The following is a 16705-nucleotide window of genomic DNA, read 5'->3' on the forward strand; positions in this document are numbered from 1 at the left end:
AAAGCCTTTCGCATCCGGCGTAAGAAAAAACTTATGCAAAAAGCCTATTCAAAAATTTCCGCTTTTACCAAAAGACTAATTTAAAATAAAAAAAAAAACTCCTGAAGTGCTCAGGAGTTTTTAGAGCGGTAGAAGGGAGTCGAACCCTCGTCATCAGCTTGGAAGGCTGAGATAATGAGCCGTTATATGACTACCGCACAACTTATGTATTTATAATACCAAGCATTGAATTTTGTGTCAATACTGTTTTTTAAAAATTTTGAAAATTTCTAATTTTTTTTAACTTTCTCCCACGCAAGTTTTGCCGCATTTTGCTCCGCAGCCTTTTTGCTTTTTCCGCTGCACGGACCAAACTCTTCGTCCTTTAAACTTACCTTTACCCAAAAAGTCCTGTCATGGTCCGGACCTGTTTTTTTTACAAGCTCATAAACCGGACATAGTTTCGATTTTTTCTGGTAAAATTCCTGTAAAAGAGTTTTGTAATCTTTTTCACCCTTGTTCTGCTGGACTTTTCGAATTTCAGGAACAATAAGATCAAGCACAAGTTCTTCAGCAGCTTCAAAACCGCTGTCAAGATAGTAAGCTCCGATTATCGCTTCAACACAATCTGCAAGAATAGCGTCCTTGTCGCGTCCTCCGCTCATCTCCTCGCCTTTTCCAAGAATAAGCATCTTGTTTATACCTATTTTTCTCGCAATCGGAGCAAGAGTTTTTTCAGAAACAACAACACTCTTTATTTTAGAAAGATCTCCTTCTGGATTTTCAAACATATCTTCATATAAAAAAGTTGCAGTTGCCATACCAAGCACAGAATCTCCAAGAAACTCAAGCCTTTCATTATTTATATGCTTGCTTGAAGCGTTTTCGTTAGAAAAAGAACGGTGATGAAAAGCCAGATTTAAAAGTTCCAGATTATTGAATTTTATATTAAGGCTTTTACAAAACTCAGAAAGAGCCTTTTTTCTTTCTTCTGAAATATTTGAATTACGAATCTTTCTTTTAATAAACACAACACCCCCCATAAAAAAAATAAACACAGGCTGCTAAGCAAACCTGTGTCCATTCGTTTTATAAAAAACTATAACTGAAAAATTATTTAGATTCTTTTTCAGCTTTGATGAAGTTGTATGCATCACGAACTGTTTCAAATTCGTTTGCTTTTTCATCAGGAATGCTAACGCCAAGCTCCTCTTCGATTGCATAAACCAATTCGTAAGTATCAAGGCTGTCTGCACCGAGATCACCACGGAAAGAAGAATCCAAAGTGATTTTGCTTTCATCGATTTCCAGTTTTTCAGCGATAAGCTTCTGGATTTTGCTGAACAATTCGTCCATTTTTAATCTCCTGTGATTAATTAAGTTAAATTTTCAGAAACTGAAAATTTTCCGTATTGTTAATTCATCCAGACTACTTAACTTCTGGTTTAATTACCTGACGTCCACGGTAGAAACCGCATTTTGGACATACATGATGCTGCAAAACAAGGTTGCCACAGTTCGCACATTCTACCATCTGTGGTGCAACAAGATGCATATTAACACCACGGCGTCTGCGTGTCCGTGCTTTCGAAGTTTTCGCTCTAGGTACTGCCATTTATATAACCTCACTATATGTTTTGTTACTTGTATAACAGACTTAATGTTATATCAGTTCCTGTCTGAATGTCAATTGGATTATACCTGTATTTTTCCATTTGTCAATATTTTTTATGACAATATTACATTTTTTGTCATTTTAACATTCAAATTCTCTGCTATTTCCGATATTTTTTTAAAACCGCCTCGCAAACCACAGGAGGAACCATTCCGCTTATATCTCCGCCAAACTGGGCAAGCTCTTTTATCGAACTAGATTTTACTATTACGTATCTTGTTTCCGTCGGCATAAAAAGAGTTTCAATTTCAGGATTTAAATTGTGGTTTACAAGGGAAAGGTCAAATTCGTACGAAAAATCATTTACATTTCTTATTCCACGAACAAGAACTTTTGCATCGATTTTTCTTGCATATTCAACAACAAGCCTGTCCCATTTATGAACTTCTACATTATGATAAGGCTCTGTCAAAGTTTTAAGCATCAACACACGCTCATCGGCAGTAAAAAGGCTATTTTTGCCAGGATTTTCAGAAACAAGGACATCGATTTTTTCAAAGAGCTTGCTTGCCCTTTCTATTACATTTAAATGTCCATAAGTCGGAGGATCAAAGCTCCCCGGAAAAACTGCAATATTCATGCTTTTCTTTTTATCACGTTTGACGCGAACAGACAAGTGATGTATATTCTTCTCTATGAGAGCAAAAAAACATTTATCCAAGATAGCGATTTTGGCGTTTTCTTTCGTACTAGCAGGTTGCGGCTCAACTCCAATAAAACAGCAGCCAGCAAAAGACGAAAACAAGCCTGTCATCGAAGAAAAAAAAGAAATTCCGCCTGAAAAAGACGAATATCACAAATCTGTCGGAAAACTTACTGTTTCAAAAGACACATTTGAATCAGATAAAGCAGAAATTCTCCGTACTATCGAGATTTTAAAAACGATTATGTCAGATTTTGACTATCAGTCCTGGCTTTTGTATGTGGACAACGAGTCAAAAGCTTATTGGTCAAAACCTGCAAATCTAAAAAAAGCCCAGGGCAAACTGCCTATAAAAGGACTTCAACTCAGAACTCTACAGGATTATTTCAAATACGTATTCGTACCTTCAAGAGCTGGACGAAACATCACAACTATACGCTACGAATCCGAAAATTACATAAAGGCCGTTCAGGTTACAAACCAAGCCTCCTCCGAAACTGAAGAAAAATACACAGTTTACTATTATTTCAATAAAATCGGTGGTCATTGGCAGTTGCACCTGCCGGAAATTGACGGATAGCAGGCACTGTCTTTTTTCAAAGAAAAAATAACTTTTATTGATTTTTGTAAATCATTCAACTATAATTTTAAACGTTTGTATAAAAAGTGCCGATTACTAGAATAAGTCCAAGGGGGATCTAATGAAATCTATAAAATATGCAGCAGCTGCAATTCTTACTGCCTTCGTTTTTACAGTCAGCGCACAGACAAGCGCAGACAACGAATCAAACGTTGAAAGCGAATACCTTAGCAGCATCGAAGACGTTGTAATCACAGAACTTGCAACATCAGAAGAAAGGGACAACAAGCTCGTAGCTCTTCAATATCTTGAAAACGCAGTAAACGAAGGACGCACAACTCCTGATATGATGAAAGCTCTTGACGGTCTTGCAGGGGAAGGAATTGCAAGCCAGTCACGGACAAACGGACGACTTATGAACAACTTTCCAGACATTCGCGCAAAAGCTTGCGATATTCTGGCAAATGTAAAAACAGAAGAATCAAAAAATGCGCTTGTAAAGGTTGCTCTTGCAGACAATGAACCTATGGTAATAACAGCTGCAATCCGTGCCCTTGGAGACATTGGAATCAACGACAACGATGAAGTTTCTGAAACAATCGCCTGGGCTCAGAAGAAAAACGCAGTTTTAAACCCGACTTCTTCATTGGCTCTTGAGGTTTTGATTGCCTATGAAAAAATAGCAGATTCAGTTCAGAACAAAGGTCCTATGATTCAGGCTGTAGGCCAGATTGCCACAAACTATCGCTACGTAACTCCAGTTCGTACCCGTGCCCATGAATTGCTAAAGACTTTACAGGGCGCTCCTTCGTCATCAGACAAGAAAAATAACAACGCAAAATAATCAAGAAAAAAGAGAGGCCATCAAAAAAAAATTGAAAAGCCTCTCTTTTTTTATTCAGTTTACCATATTTTTGAGGAATACGTGATTTGAACACGCAACCTTCGGCTCCGGAGGCCGACGCTCTATCCAGTTGAGCTAATTCCTCAGTCTTTTTTTAGAAATACAAGAACAAAAGATATTGATTTCATTCAAAATTGTCAACACAATAACCTGCACAGCCCATTTATAAACCTGGAGGTATCTTATGCAGCCTATAATTCTAGCATCTTCTTCACCAAGACGACAGGAAATTTTAAAACTTATGAACATTCCTTATCAGGTCATAATTCCAAACTGCAAGGAAGAATATCCTGATGATATTGAAATTGAACAGATTCCCGAATTTCTCGCAACAAGAAAAGTAGACGCAGTCATAAGGGCCGCTCCGACAGGAATTGAGTATCCATGGATTTTAGGAGCAGACACCGTAATTGTAAAAAATAAAAAAATCCTAGGAAAACCGGAAAATCAAGAACAAGCCTTTGAATACTTAAAAAGCCTTCAAGGTTCTACGCATAAAGTTATTACAGGAATTTCGCTTTTTAACAGCGAGCTGCACTACATGAGCAACCGTACATCAATCACAAAAGTAACTTTTTCAAGGATGACTGACGAAGAAATAAAATGGTATATAAGCACAGGCGAATGGCATGGAGCAGCCGGAGGTTACAGAATTCAAGGTCTTGCAAGCTGCTTTATCTCTAAAATCGATGGCACAAACAGCTGTGTTATGGGATTGCCTGTCTTTGAACTTTATGATATATTGAAAGAACAGAATTATTCAATTTTCGAATAATCTGCCGGGACTTGCGAACGGACCGTAGGTATTTATTCGCAGGCTCGTAAATCTTCCGGACGCATTATTATGCGCCTCGAGAAAAAGAGTTCGGTGGAAAAAAATTCATCAAAGCATGAATGCTTTTTTTTCCGGTGAAGGAGACACTTTATGGCAGTTGTAACCATGAAGAGTTTGCTTGAATCAGGTGTACATTTCGGTCACCAGGTTAAGCGTTGGGATCCACGCATGAAGAAATATATCTTCGCACAGCGCAATGGTATCCATATCATCGATTTGCAGAAAACAATCGGTGCTATCAAAGACAGCTATGAAGCTGTTCGCAAAGTTGTAACTTCAGGAAAGTCTGTTCTTTTCGTTGGTACAAAAAAACAGGCACAGCAGGCAGTTCAGAAAGAAGCTGAACGCTGCGGAATGTACTATGTAAACAACCGCTGGCTTGGTGGTATGCTTACAAACTTCTCTACAATCAAAAAGTCACTTCAGCGCCTCAAGAAAATCGAAAAGATGGAAATAGACGGCACATTTGACAATCTTACAAAAAAAGAAGTTGCAAATCTTCTCAAAGAAAAAGAAAAGCTTTCAAAAAACCTTGGTGGCATCAAAGAAATGAAAGAACTCCCAGGAATTCTTTTCATCATCGATACACACAAAGAACAGATTGCTGTTGCAGAAGCCCACCGCATGGGTATTCCTATCGTTGCAGTTGTTGACACAAACTGTAACCCAGAAGGAATCGACTACCCTATTCCAGGAAACGATGACGCAATCCGCGCAATTTCTCTCTTCACTTCTATCATTGCAAACGCAGTTGTAGAAGCAAACAACGAGGAAGGTCTTAAAATTATTGAAACTCTTAACGACGATGAAGAAATCGTTACAGACGCTTCAACAAAAAAAGACGATGAAGAAATCGCAGACTACAGCAACTACACTCCTACTGAGCCAAAAGAAGAAGATGTTGCTGACGACGACAGCGATGATGAAGATCTCGCTGAAAAATTTGACAAATAATCAGGGGAATACAAATGGCATCATTTACAGCTGCTGATGTAAAAGCTCTCCGCGAATCAACAGGAGCAGGTATGCTGGACTGCAAAAAAGCTCTCCAGGATGCAAATGGAAGTATCGCAGAAGCTGAAAAAATCTTAAAAGAAAAAGGTCTTGCCGCCATGGCAAAACGTTCTGACCGCGCAACTGGAGAAGGACGTATCGTCATCAAACAGGAAGGCAACAAAATTGCTATGGTTGAAGTTACTTGTGAAACTGACTTTGTAGCAAACAATGCTGATTTTGGCGCAACTGCTGACAAAGCTGCAGAAATCACTCTTGCAGCAGGAACAGATGAAATCACAGCTGAGCATAAAGCAATCATCGACACAATTGCTATTAAATTCCGCGAAAACATGGCTGTACGCCGTTCTGCTTTCGTTGAAGTTGGAGCAAATGCTGTTGCTGGAACTTATGTTCACTCAGACAAAAAAACAGGTGCGATTGTAGTTGTTGAAGGCTCAACATCTGACGAAGTAAAAGCATTCGCAAAAGACTGCTGCCTTCATCTTGCGGCATTTACACCTACTTACATCACAAAAGATGAAGTACCACAGAGTTACATCGACGAGCAGAAAGAAATTTTTGCCGCACAGATGAACGCTGATGAAAAAATGGCTTCAAAACCACAGAATGTAAAAGACGGCATCCTTAACGGAAAAATCAACAAGCTTCTTGCAGAAAGCTGTTTCGTTGACCAGCCTTTCGTAAAGGACGACAAAGTTACAGTTGCTAAAAAACTTGAAGAAGTTGGAAAGGCAGTTGGTGCAAAACTTTCATTTGGAAAGATTGTTCTTTTCGTTCTCGGTAAATAATTTTTACTGATTAAAAGCGGTTGGATTTTTCTAACCGCTTTTAGTTTTATCAACTAAAATATGGATTCGTGCCTGTTTGGCATGCCGCAACTGCGGTTTTATGGGAGAAATCACTATGGCATTTGACGCTAAAGCAAAAATGGAAAAAACGCTTGAAGGAATTAAAAACGAAATGAACACAATCCGCACGGGTCGTGCTTCTGCCGCTATGTTTGACAAAGTTCGTGTAGATTATTACGGACAGAAATCACCTCTCAATCAGGTTGCTCAGATTTCAATTCCAGAAGCCCGCACTGTTGTAATTTCTCCATTTGATAAAAGCCTTATTTCTGATATTGAAAAAGCAATTTTAGTTGCAGACCTTGGATTAAATCCTTCAAACGATGGAAAAGTAATCCGCATATCAATTCCTGCATTGACTGCCGACCGCAGAAAAGAACTGGTAAAGCAGGCAAAATCAATGGCAGAAAACTACAAAACGACAATCCGCAATGTTCGCCGCGATGGAAATGATGATTTGAAGAAACAGCAGAAAGCCGGAGAAATCACAGAAGATCAGCTCAAAAAAGAAACTGACGATCTTCAGAAGCTCACTGACAAATATATTGCTGAAATTCAGACAGTCTGCGATGCAAAGGAAAAGGAAATTCTTGCTTAATTTTTAGCAGCTCAAAATTCTGATGAATATTGAAGAAATTAAAGCCGGCGGACTTCCAGCTCATGTCGCAATAATCATGGATGGAAACGGACGCTGGGCAAAACAAAGAGGTTTAGCACGCTCTCAAGGCCATAAGGAAGGCTTGAATTCTGCAAAAAGAATAGTAGCTCAAGCCGCATCTTTGGGAATAAAATATATAACTTTATATACTTTCTCAACAGAAAACTGGAAGAGGACGCAGGAAGAAGTCGGCTATCTTATGACTCTCATAAAAGGCCATCTTCGTGCAGAATTCCAGTTTTATAAAGACAATGGCATTAAAATTGAGCACATTGGCGATTTAAGCGGACTCCCAAAAGATGTTCAAAAAGAAATTCTAAATGCAAAAAAAGATACAGAACATTTTACAGGAACAACCTGTGTTCTAGCCATAAATTATGGCAGCCGCGATGAGATTGTCCGCGGAATAAAAAAACTTGTAGAAAATAACGTAAAACCAGAAGATATTACAGAAAAACTTATTTCAGATTCTCTGGATATAAAAGCTCTGCCAGATGTTGATCTAATGATTAGAACAGGTGGCGAAGAACGGCTCAGCAATTTTCTGCTTTGGCAATGTGCTTATGCAGAATTTCTTTTTACCGACACGCTTTGGCCCGATTACACAGAAAATGAATTTATAGAAGATATAATCAAATTTCAAAAACGTAATAGAAGATTTGGCGCAGTTCCAGATCAAAAGTAAACAGGGGAATTTATGAATCGTAAAGTCGTTTCGAGACTTGGAATTTTTTTTATAGGAGTACCTCTTATAATCATGCTGATTCTGTTGAATCAGATGAATCACCTTGCAATCCATATTGTTGTGACAGCGGTTTCGGTTGTTGCAGCCTGCGAATTTTATCATATTCTTGGCCATAATTTTAAATTACAGAACAAACTGCTTGTAATAATTCTTGCAGGAGTTATAAATCTTGCAATGCTTTTGCGCGCAGTTTTTGAATTTGACATTTCTTATGTTGATTTTGTATTTGTGCTCGCAATTTTAATAAGTCTTGCAGTCGAAGTTATTTTGAACAAGACTTTTGAAAATTCAAACAGCCATATAATTACATCGATTTCAATTATTACGTACGCCGGATATTTGCTGACTTTTTTAACACGCATGACATTTCTTAAACATTCACGCCCAGTTTTGATCATGTTTTTGACAATGGTATTCTTTTGCGACTCTTTGGCATGGTTTTTTGGCGTGCTTTTTGGCAAAAACAACAAGGGCTTTATAAAAGCAAGTCCAAATAAAAGCATTGCCGGCTTCTGCGGCGGAATTTTTGGTTCAATTTTGAGCGGAATTTTGAGCTGGTTCTTGTGGAAAAACATTTTTACAGGTTCTGCCGCAAAATTGGTTCTTTTAGGCGCTTTAATTTCAATCACTTCAATTCTTGGAGATTTGGTTGAATCTGTTCTAAAACGCTCTGCAGACTGCAAGGATTCAGGTTCAATAATTCCTGGCCGTGGCGGAATTCTCGATTCAATTGACAGCATCGTTTTTTCAGCTCCTGTATTCTATTTTACAATTACGCATATTTACCCTGCCCTTTTGCAATAAAAAGGACTTTTGTCTGCTTTTTCAGATAATTTTGAAGGAAGGAATATGAAAAAAATTCTCGTCTTAGGCTGCACAGGTTCAATCGGAACAAGCACTATCGATATTTTAAAAAATCATAAAGACCGTTTTGACTGTTGCGGTCTTACAGCAAACAAAAACAAAGAAAAGCTCGAAGAGATTGCAAATTTTTTTGAATGTTCATATTCGCTGACAAGCGAGGAAGGAACAGAAGGAATAAAAAAACTCATAGAAAAAACAAAACCTGATATTGTCGTAAACGGAATTGCAGGAAGCGCAGGGCTTGTTCCAAGTATTTTGGTTTTAGAAGCTGGAATTGACCTTGCTCTTGCCAACAAAGAATCTGTCGTCATGGCAGGTCCTGTTATTTTTGAAATGGCAAAAAAAAGCGGCAGCAGGATTCTTCCGGTAGACAGCGAACACTCGGCAATTTTTACCCTTCTTAACAATTGTGGCGGCTCTAAAAATGTAGGACAACTTATAATTACTGCAAGCGGAGGACCTTTTAGAACATGGCCATCTGAAAAAATTGCAAATGCAACTCTAAAAGACGCGCTAAAACATCCGACCTGGAACATGGGAACAAAAATTACAGTTGACTCTGCAACATTGGGAAACAAGGGGCTTGAAGTTATTGAAGCAAAACGGCTCTTTGGATTTGACACAAAGCAGATAGAAGTAGTTGTCCATCCGGAAAGCATAATTCACTCTCTTGTAAGAACAAACGATGGAATTGTTTATGCCCAGTTAAGCGAGCCGGACATGAAGCATCCGATTATTCAGGCGCTTGACTGGCCGGAAGTAAAGCATAATTTTATGAAACCTTTTGACCTTACAGACACTGCAACAAGTTCAAGAACCTTAACTTTCGAAAAACCAAGAATGGACGATTTTCCTCTTTTAAAGCTTGCATTTAAGGCGGCAGAAAAAGACAACAGTCATCCGATTGCTTTTAATGCGGCAAATGAAATAGCAGCCTGGGCATTTATTGACGGGAAAATCCGTTTTGAAAAAATTGCAAAGATTGTTGAAAAAGTTATGGAAAATGAAGATGAATGGAACAGTCCTGTCCGCGACACAAAGGATATTTTTGAAGCAGACAGCATGGCACGTTTAATTGCAAAAAAACTGGTATAAAAAATGCTGTTAAAAATAGTTTATGGTCTTATAATTCTTGGAGTTATTGTTTTTCTGCATGAAGGCGGTCATTTTTTGGCTGCAATCTTGTGCGGAGTTAAGGTCGAAGCGTTTTCGATCGGAATGGGTCCTGTACTTTTACACAAAAAAATTAAAAACATAGATTGGAGGATCTCGCTTTTGCCTCTCGGCGGATATTGCTCAATGAAAGGCGAAAATGATTTTTCGGACGAGAATTCTTCTTGTGATTTTGTTGAATATGACAAAGACTCGTTTTACGGAGTTTCGCCATTAAAACGTGCGGCAATCGCTTTTGCAGGTCCTCTGGCAAACCTTCTTCTGACTTTTTTTTCATTTTTTATTGTTGCCCTTGTAGGTTTTACATATTGGTCTGCTTCCAGCAAAATTACTCTGGCAAATGAAGTTTATCCGGAAATTGTTTCTCCGGCCGCCGAAGCAGGTCTTTGCAGCGGAGATGAAATAACTCAAATTAATTCTGAAAAAATAAACGATTTTTCTGAACTTTACGAGTTTGTTGCAACTCATCCCGATGAGGATTTAAAAGTCAAAGTCTTGAGAAACGGAATTCAAATGGATTTTTTGGTTCATTCACAACTTGACAGACAAACCGGCGCAGGAAAAATCGGCGTAATAAGCATACCTGAAACAAGCGCCAAGAGAGAAGCAAAACGCTATGGATTTTTTGGAGCGATTGTTCAAGGCGGAAAAGAAACATGGAAAATTTTCAGGGCATCTTTGACGGGAATTGCAAGTCTTTTTAAAGGCGTAAAAATTACGCAGGCAGTAAGCGGACCTGCCTCAATTACGACAATGCTTGGAGAAACAGTAAAAGAAAGTTTTTCCGCCGGTTTTAGGACAGGCCTTTCCTCCGTTTTGAATTTTGTCGCATTAATCAGCATTTCGCTTTTTATAATGAATCTTTTGCCAATTCCAGTTTTGGACGGCGGATTGATTTTTTTCTCGCTCATAGAAGCAATTTTCCGTATCCGTATTTCACCAAAAGTTCGTTATCGTGTACAATATGTTGGACTTGCCTTTATTGCTTTTTTATTTGTAATTGCGGTTATAGGCGACTTCAATTATTTTATGAGAACTGCAAGATAAACCTAAGAAAATTTTGAGGATTTCGATGAAAAACAAAAGAATTTGCGTTTCAATTTTATTCACTTTTTTTGCCGGGGCATTAATTTTTGCGCAGAGCCATGTTTCGACCCAGGCGCATGACTCTACAGTTACAGGGCTTGCTGTCCTAGAAGCTTCCGAAAGTGAACAAAATACAGTCTTTAGCGTCGGACAAGACGGTTTTATAATTAAATGGACAGAAGATTCTTTGGGTGAACACTATCAGGTTACAGACCTTGCAATAAAAATGGTTGCAAGAAGTCCGAACGGAAACGATATTGCAATTTACGAAACGGACGGCGCCGCAACAAATATGGTAAGCGTATGGAATTTTAAAACCCTTACAAGAAAATGCGCATTTACATTCGGAACACCAATCACTTCTCTTTCTTATTCTGCGAAAGGAACTTACGTTTTGTGCGGAACTGCAAGCGCAAAAGGAACTTATTTTTTAAATACGCAGAACAACACAATCACTTCAAAAAAACTAAAGGAAAGCACAGGACCTGTGAGCATGGTTATAACTAGCAATTCTGAAAATTCGGCCGTCGCATATTCTCCGACAGGCTCTTTAAGCTATTACAATATACGCAACGGCGAAAAAAAGGCGAAATTTTCTACAGAACCAGGTTTAAGCCAGGCTTGCATGTTCAACAACAATGTTTTTCTTGCAGGATATAAAGACGGAAGCATCTATGTAATTCAGGCAGTAACAGGAAAAACACTTGAAAAATTTTCAATTGCGGGAAAAGAGCCTGTTATTTTCAGTTCAAACAGTTATGAAAATCTTTATTACATTGTAAATGAAAAAAGACAATTTAAAATGTACCTTATAAAAAACGACAGAAATAAAGATGTAATTGCCCCACAGCTTATCCGGACATTTACCGGTTTAAAAAACGATGAATCTATCGTCTGCGCAGATATTACAGCTTCTGGAACAATATTTGCCGGAACAAACCAGGGAAATCTGTATAAATTCGACAACTCGATTGCCGAACGCGTCGATGTTCTTCAGTCTATGAGCGACAACATGTATAATCATATATACGATGTAGCCTCTGCCGGAGAAAATTTTTATTTTCTGACGCCTTCATCAATCGTTCTTTCTTCTTACGACAACGGCGTTGTAGACTTAAAGGGAACCAATCCCGGACATACGAATATAATCTCTTACAACGAAGCTGGCGTAATTCTTTGGACAAAAGATTCAAGAAAAGCAGTTCAGTTTTTTGATTTTACAACAGGAACGGCTTCTGCAATCTTTACTCCGGAAAATAATCTAAAATCTTTAAAGCTCTACGGAAATTATCTTTTATCAATAGAAGGAAGCTCTACTGTAAACCGCTATTCGATAGAATCAAAGACAAAGGAAAACCTTTACAATGGAGCAGGAATTCAAGACGCGCTCCTTTATAACGAAACAGACCTTTATGTAGCAAAGACTTCTGCAACAACTCCGGCAGTTCCGCTTTTATACGTAAATACAAAAACTAAAGAAACTGTTCCACTTAATTTGAAAGGAAACGTAGCATACGCGCTTTCTTTCGACCCTTCTGTTGCAAAACCGGAAATCTACGGAATTATAATCGGAACTGACTCACAGAACAGACCTCTTACATCTGTTTTTTCTTATAATCCGGAAACAAAATATTCAAAGCACTTGCTTGAAGAACATTCAGAAGATCCGAATGCAATCTGTTACCTGTCTTATCCTGTTTTATACACGAACATGGGCAAATCAAGAATTCGCTCCTATAACCTAATGGCAAAGCGAAATTTTGAATACAAACGATCTGCCTCCCTGCCTGTAAAAATTGCAAAAAACAGAACTAGGCTTGTTGTTTTGAACAAAGACGGTTCTGTAAGCTGGTACAATCCTGATATGAATGCAGTTATTGCCGACTGGTATCTGACCATAAACGGCGAATGGTTTGAATTTTAATAAAAAAGCCTCTCTGAATTAACAGAAAGGCGCGAAAAATAGTCTTTTATTTGGAAGAAAAATTCTAGCCCGGATCGTCACGGAAAGACCGCAGGAACCGGCATTTTGCCGGTTCCGAGGACTTGCAGAAAGAGCCGGACGCGGGCAGGGAATGCGCTTTCCTCAAAAAAAATTTAAAGTTTTATTCCACAGCCGCGCAAAAGCGCTTCTTTGTAGACTTTCTCATACTGACGGCAGCTTTTTGTCCACGTAAAGTCCTGCTCCATTGCACGTTTTTGCATTTGCCTGATGTGATCTTTTTTGTTGTAATAAGCATAAACCGCCCAGCCTACAGTGTCATAAACTGCCTGCGGAGTAAGATTATCGAACATAAAGCCAGTTCCTTCACCAGTCTGCTCATTGTAATTTTGGACAGTATCCGCAAGACCGCCCGTGCGACGAACAATTGGAAGAGTTCCGTAAAGCTCTGAGTAAAGCTGATTAAGCCCGCAAGGCTCGTACTGGCTTGGCATGAGAAAAAAATCGGCCCCGGCTTCGATTAAATGGCTGAGTTTTTCGTTGTAACCAATTTTTGCACGGAAATTTGGAAGTTTTCCCTGAAGCGAATTGATTTCGTCTTCTGCCCAGCGCTCACCGCTTCCCAAAAGAACGACCTGGACATCTAAGGATCTACAAATTCCCCACAAGCATCCGTAATTTGGCGCAATAACTTCTGCAATCCCCTTTTGGCTTACAAGGCGGCCAATCATGGCAATTACAGGAACATCATCCCTTTCTGGAAGTCCAAAATACTGCTGCAGGGCTTTTTTACATTCGGCTTTTCCGGACATATCCTTTGAAGAAAAATTCGCAGGAAGAGCGGCATCTTTTTCAGGATTCCAAATTTCTGTATCAACTCCATTTACAATACCCTTCACAACATCGCTTCTGACGCGCAACAAGCCGTCAAGCCCAAATCCGCCTTCTGGAGTCTGGATTTCGCGCGCATATGTCGGACTTACTGTCGTTACCATGTCGGCAGAAGAAATTCCGGCCTGCAAAAAGTTAATTGCGCCGTTTCGTTCAAATCCTGCCCCATAGTAAAGATTCCAGTCAATTCCTAAATCGTTGAATTTGTCTTTTCCGTAAACACCCTGATAGCCCATATTATGAATCGTAAAGACAGACGCTGTTTTTTTAAATGCTTCCTGTGTACGGCAAACATGCTTTACAAGAACTGGAGCGAGGGCTGCCGACCAGTCGTGGGCATGGACAATATCCGGAAACCATCCCAATTTGTTGCAAACCTGAAGAGCGCCGTGGCACAAAAGGCTGAACCGATACGGGTTGTCAAAAAAATCAGGCTCGGACTTTGTTCCATAAACTCCATCGCGCCCAAAACAGTTTTCATGGTCCAGAAAATACACGTTTACTTTTTCAAAACCAGGAAGAGTTGTCGTATAGACTGCTGTCCATTCCTGGCCTGTTCCGACTGGAACTCCGAGAGGACCTTCGAGCTTTTGAAGTTTTTTTCGGTCGATTTTATAGTAGCGCGGCATTACGATTTTTACATCGTGGCCGAGTTTGCTCAAACTGCCTGCAAGAGCCGAAACAGCGTCTGCCAGTCCGCCAGTTTTTGCAAAAGGAACCGCTTCTGCACTTACCATTAAGATTTTCATTTTCACATCTCCCATAATAAGAAAATTTGCAACTCAAACTTTTAAAGATAAAAACAGACGCCATTTTCGTCTGTTTTTATCTTGTCTCCTATTTAGCCGCTGCGATAAAGGCTTTTTCAGAATTGACAATAGTTTTTTCGCTTACGCAATATGCAAGACGGAAATAGCCTTTTTTTCCAAAACCGTTTCCTGGAGCACTCAAAATAAAAAATTTTTTTAAATAATCGCAGAATGCGCTATCGTCATCATTCCATCGGGAAGGAACTTTTACAAAAAGATAGAACGCTCCCTGAGGACGGCAATATTCAAATCCAGCCTTGTCCAAAATTGCCATTAAAAGGTCGCGACGACGGGCATAAGAAGAATAATCGACTTTTGCATTCCATGATTTTGCAACAACTTTCTGAAAAAACGCAGGCGCATTTACACAGCCTAAAGTGCGGAGGCAGAAAGTGCAGGCAGAAATAAATTCATCAGAATCCTCACATTTTGGATTTACAGCAATATATCCGATTCTCTCGCCTGGAATCGAAAGGTCTTTTGCGAAACTTGAAACAACTACAGCGTTTTCGTACTTTGGAAATACCGGCGGAACTTTTGCTCCATCATAAACAATCGCACGATAAGGCTCATCGCAGATAAGACAAGGCATTCTTCCGCAAGAATTTCCATGTTTTTTAAGAGCGGCCGCAAGTTCTTCAATATCGCTTTCAGAATAAATTTTCCCGGTCGGATTATTCGGTGTATTGATTAAAACAGCCGCGGTTTTTAGAGAAAGCATTTTTTCGATTGCAGGAACATCAAGCGAAAAATCAGATTTTGAAGGAACTTCAATCAATTTTCCGCCGAAATTTGCGACATAGTGCCTGTATTCCGCAAAAAAAGGAGCAGGAACAATCACTTCATCGCCCAAACTTAAAATCGACTTAAAAACGCAGTTTAGAGCGCTCGCCGCTCCCACAGTCATTACGATATTTTTTTCTTCGAGTTTAACAGTCTGTTCGCCACTCACCTTTTCTGCCATTGCAAGCCTTGTCTCAGGATAGCCGGCATTTGGCATATAGCCGTGGCAGCCATGCGTTGTGTCTTTTGCAACTTCTAAAATTGCATCAACAACTTCTTTTGGAGGATCCAAATCAGGATTTCCGAGCGAAAAATCAAAAACGTTGTCATCGCCATACTCTTTTTTTAGAAGAATTCCTTCCTCAAACATTTTTCTTATTACAGAGGCGCCTTTTGAATTTATTGTTTCTTTTATTTTTGGAGCTATCATAGTGGAAGCATTATAGCACAAAACACAAGAATTTTGTAACTTATTGAGAAAAATGAAGTTTTTTGTTATATTCGCAAGAAGAAGCATGCGCCGTACCAGCGATGATTTTATGGGAGCCTTATGAAAAAATCTTTTCTTTTTAGAACAATTTTTGCCTTTGCCGCCTTATTTTCTGTCCAGGCAGAAATTTTCAATTCAAAACTTTCTTCTGACGAAAAGCAAAAACTCGAAACCGGCGAAGTTTTAATCAGAAACATAAATTCAATGAAAGACGTTTGCGTCAAGCAAAACGATTCTTCTTCAAGAATTTTGGCAACAATGAAAAAACTTGATCCATCTTTTGTTGCAGAAGTAATTCAAATCCGTCCAGTCGAAGGAAACGAAAATTTAATCGAAGAAATAGACTCGGCTTTGTGCAACATCGGTGATTACGTAGGAATTCCTTATTTTTCTGACAGGCAGCAAAAATGGTACGAACTGTATTCTTCTGCCGAAATAAAAAAGATTACCGAAGAAGAAAAAAATAAACAGATTGACTGCATTCTCGAAATGTCGCTTTTCGGAAAATTCAACTCACAGATAAACGTAACAAAAGATGAAAATTTTTATTTTTATGAACTTAAGAACATGGAAAACCTGATTTACCACGAAAAATTTACCGCGGTAAAATCGAAAAAAATGGTTTCATGCATTACAGTTTTCCGCGACGGCGACAACTGGATTCTTTATGCAATCGGCGGAGTTGACGTTCCAAAGCTTTGGTTCTTAAAAGACAGAATCGAAACTTCCTTTATGAACAGAATTAAAACTTTCTGCAACTTTATTTTCTCAAAAATCTAATTG

18 protein-coding genes and 2 tRNA genes are annotated in these 16705 nt (G+C 39.0%); 12 read left to right on the forward strand and 8 right to left on the reverse strand.

Features of this window, described 5'->3' with window-relative positions:
• Positions 1-124: 124 nt before the first annotated feature.
• The 5 genes from B2X33_RS05760 to coaD form a co-directional block, all read right to left on the reverse strand.
• Positions 125-197, reverse strand: a tRNA-Gly gene (locus B2X33_RS05760).
• Between the two features lie 72 nt (positions 198-269).
• Positions 270-1010, reverse strand: a complete 741-nt coding sequence (gene rnc, locus B2X33_RS05765) for a ribonuclease III (RefSeq protein ID WP_296023687.1) — start codon at positions 1008-1010, stop codon at positions 270-272.
• An 82-nt stretch (positions 1011-1092) separates the two neighbouring features.
• Positions 1093-1335, reverse strand: coding sequence for an acyl carrier protein (acpP, locus tag B2X33_RS05770; RefSeq protein ID WP_296023683.1), 243 nt, complete (start codon positions 1333-1335; stop codon positions 1093-1095).
• Between the two features lie 73 nt (positions 1336-1408).
• Positions 1409-1594 (reverse strand): 50S ribosomal protein L32, encoded by a 186-nt coding sequence (gene rpmF, locus B2X33_RS05775; protein ID WP_078930023.1) that lies wholly within the window; start codon positions 1592-1594, stop codon positions 1409-1411.
• A gap of 160 nt (positions 1595-1754) precedes the next feature.
• On the reverse strand, positions 1755-2234 hold the full coding sequence (coaD, locus tag B2X33_RS05780) for a pantetheine-phosphate adenylyltransferase (RefSeq protein WP_296668282.1): 480 nt from the start codon (positions 2232-2234) through the stop codon (positions 1755-1757).
• Positions 2235-2325: 91 nt separating this feature from the next.
• Between coaD and B2X33_RS05785 the strand changes: the two genes are divergently transcribed.
• Both B2X33_RS05785 and B2X33_RS05790 read left to right on the forward strand, forming a co-directional pair.
• A complete protein-coding gene (locus B2X33_RS05785) occupies positions 2326-2877 on the forward strand; it encodes a hypothetical protein (protein WP_296023673.1) in 552 nt (183 codons plus the stop codon).
• 121 nt (positions 2878-2998) lie between these two features.
• Entirely contained in the window at positions 2999-3721 is a 723-nt protein-coding gene (locus B2X33_RS05790) for a HEAT repeat domain-containing protein (protein WP_296668284.1), read from the forward strand.
• A gap of 71 nt (positions 3722-3792) precedes the next feature.
• On the opposite strand, the gene B2X33_RS05795 is transcribed toward B2X33_RS05790, so the two are convergent.
• A tRNA-Arg gene (locus tag B2X33_RS05795) sits at positions 3793-3866 on the reverse strand.
• Between the two features lie 99 nt (positions 3867-3965).
• Between B2X33_RS05795 and B2X33_RS05800 the strand changes: the two genes are divergently transcribed.
• From B2X33_RS05800 to B2X33_RS05840, 9 genes are all read left to right on the forward strand, one after another.
• Complete coding sequence (locus tag B2X33_RS05800; protein ID WP_296668285.1) at positions 3966-4556, forward strand: Maf family protein; 591 nt, start codon at positions 3966-3968, stop codon at positions 4554-4556.
• Positions 4557-4706: 150 nt separating this feature from the next.
• Positions 4707-5570, forward strand: a complete 864-nt coding sequence (gene rpsB, locus B2X33_RS05805) for a 30S ribosomal protein S2 (RefSeq protein ID WP_296023666.1) — start codon at positions 4707-4709, stop codon at positions 5568-5570.
• A gap of 14 nt (positions 5571-5584) precedes the next feature.
• Positions 5585-6421, forward strand: coding sequence for a translation elongation factor Ts (gene tsf / locus B2X33_RS05810; RefSeq protein ID WP_296023662.1), 837 nt, complete (start codon positions 5585-5587; stop codon positions 6419-6421).
• A 115-nt stretch (positions 6422-6536) separates the two neighbouring features.
• Complete coding sequence (gene frr / locus B2X33_RS05815) at positions 6537-7079, forward strand: ribosome recycling factor (protein ID WP_078930016.1); 543 nt, start codon at positions 6537-6539, stop codon at positions 7077-7079.
• Positions 7080-7101: 22 nt separating this feature from the next.
• Entirely contained in the window at positions 7102-7824 is a 723-nt protein-coding gene (gene uppS, locus B2X33_RS05820) for a polyprenyl diphosphate synthase (protein ID WP_296668288.1), read from the forward strand.
• A 12-nt stretch (positions 7825-7836) separates the two neighbouring features.
• Entirely contained in the window at positions 7837-8688 is an 852-nt protein-coding gene (locus tag B2X33_RS05825) for a phosphatidate cytidylyltransferase (protein WP_296668289.1), read from the forward strand.
• A 45-nt stretch (positions 8689-8733) separates the two neighbouring features.
• The gene (dxr, locus tag B2X33_RS05830) at positions 8734-9843 is read left to right on the forward strand and encodes a 1-deoxy-D-xylulose-5-phosphate reductoisomerase (RefSeq protein ID WP_296668291.1); all 1110 of its coding nucleotides are present in this window, start codon (positions 8734-8736) and stop codon (positions 9841-9843) included.
• A gap of 3 nt (positions 9844-9846) precedes the next feature.
• Positions 9847-10968, forward strand: coding sequence for a M50 family metallopeptidase (locus tag B2X33_RS05835; protein ID WP_296668294.1), 1122 nt, complete (start codon positions 9847-9849; stop codon positions 10966-10968).
• 25 nt (positions 10969-10993) lie between these two features.
• Positions 10994-12931, forward strand: a complete 1938-nt coding sequence (locus B2X33_RS05840) for a WD40 repeat domain-containing protein (protein WP_296668296.1) — start codon at positions 10994-10996, stop codon at positions 12929-12931.
• A gap of 173 nt (positions 12932-13104) precedes the next feature.
• Here B2X33_RS05840 and glgA read toward each other — a convergent pair whose 3' ends face one another.
• Positions 13105-14589 carry a glycogen synthase GlgA gene (gene glgA, locus B2X33_RS05845; protein ID WP_296668298.1) on the reverse strand — a complete coding sequence of 495 codons (1485 nt, stop codon included), beginning with the start codon at positions 14587-14589 and terminating at the stop codon, positions 13105-13107.
• Between the two features lie 88 nt (positions 14590-14677).
• Positions 14678-15862 (reverse strand): pyridoxal phosphate-dependent aminotransferase, encoded by a 1185-nt coding sequence (locus tag B2X33_RS05850; RefSeq protein ID WP_296023636.1) that lies wholly within the window; start codon positions 15860-15862, stop codon positions 14678-14680.
• Between the two features lie 120 nt (positions 15863-15982).
• On the opposite strand from B2X33_RS05850, the gene B2X33_RS05855 reads away from it, so the two are divergent.
• Positions 15983-16702, forward strand: a complete 720-nt coding sequence (locus tag B2X33_RS05855) for a DUF6675 family protein (protein ID WP_296668300.1) — start codon at positions 15983-15985, stop codon at positions 16700-16702.
• Positions 16703-16705 lie beyond the last annotated feature (3 nt).

This window comes from Treponema sp. UBA785 (assembly GCF_002297065.1).
Lineage (GTDB): Bacteria > Spirochaetota > Spirochaetia > Treponematales > Treponemataceae > Treponema_D.

Bases quoted from the DNA above. Each gene is read 5' to 3' on its own strand.
- acpP (WP_296023683.1), bottom strand. From the start codon at position 1,335: ATGGACGAATTGTTCAGCAAAATCCAGAAGCTTATCGCTGAAAAACTG.
- rpmF (WP_078930023.1), bottom strand. From the start codon at position 1,594: ATGGCAGTACCTAGAGCGAAAACTTCGAAAGCACGGACACGCAGACGC.
- coaD (WP_296668282.1), bottom strand. From the start codon at position 2,234: ATGAATATTGCAGTTTTTCCGGGGAGCTTTGATCCTCCGACTTATGGA.
- B2X33_RS05790 (WP_296668284.1), top strand. From the start codon at position 2,999: ATGAAATCTATAAAATATGCAGCAGCTGCAATTCTTACTGCCTTCGTT.
- B2X33_RS05800 (WP_296668285.1), top strand. From the start codon at position 3,966: ATGCAGCCTATAATTCTAGCATCTTCTTCACCAAGACGACAGGAAATT.
- rpsB (WP_296023666.1), top strand. From the start codon at position 4,707: ATGGCAGTTGTAACCATGAAGAGTTTGCTTGAATCAGGTGTACATTTC.
- tsf (WP_296023662.1), top strand. From the start codon at position 5,585: ATGGCATCATTTACAGCTGCTGATGTAAAAGCTCTCCGCGAATCAACA.
- frr (WP_078930016.1), top strand. From the start codon at position 6,537: ATGGCATTTGACGCTAAAGCAAAAATGGAAAAAACGCTTGAAGGAATT.
- uppS (WP_296668288.1), top strand. From the start codon at position 7,102: ATGAATATTGAAGAAATTAAAGCCGGCGGACTTCCAGCTCATGTCGCA.
- B2X33_RS05825 (WP_296668289.1), top strand. From the start codon at position 7,837: ATGAATCGTAAAGTCGTTTCGAGACTTGGAATTTTTTTTATAGGAGTA.
- dxr (WP_296668291.1), top strand. From the start codon at position 8,734: ATGAAAAAAATTCTCGTCTTAGGCTGCACAGGTTCAATCGGAACAAGC.
- B2X33_RS05835 (WP_296668294.1), top strand. From the start codon at position 9,847: ATGCTGTTAAAAATAGTTTATGGTCTTATAATTCTTGGAGTTATTGTT.
- B2X33_RS05840 (WP_296668296.1), top strand. From the start codon at position 10,994: ATGAAAAACAAAAGAATTTGCGTTTCAATTTTATTCACTTTTTTTGCC.
- glgA (WP_296668298.1), bottom strand. From the start codon at position 14,589: ATGAAAATCTTAATGGTAAGTGCAGAAGCGGTTCCTTTTGCAAAAACT.
- B2X33_RS05850 (WP_296023636.1), bottom strand. From the start codon at position 15,862: ATGATAGCTCCAAAAATAAAAGAAACAATAAATTCAAAAGGCGCCTCT.
- B2X33_RS05855 (WP_296668300.1), top strand. From the start codon at position 15,983: ATGAAAAAATCTTTTCTTTTTAGAACAATTTTTGCCTTTGCCGCCTTA.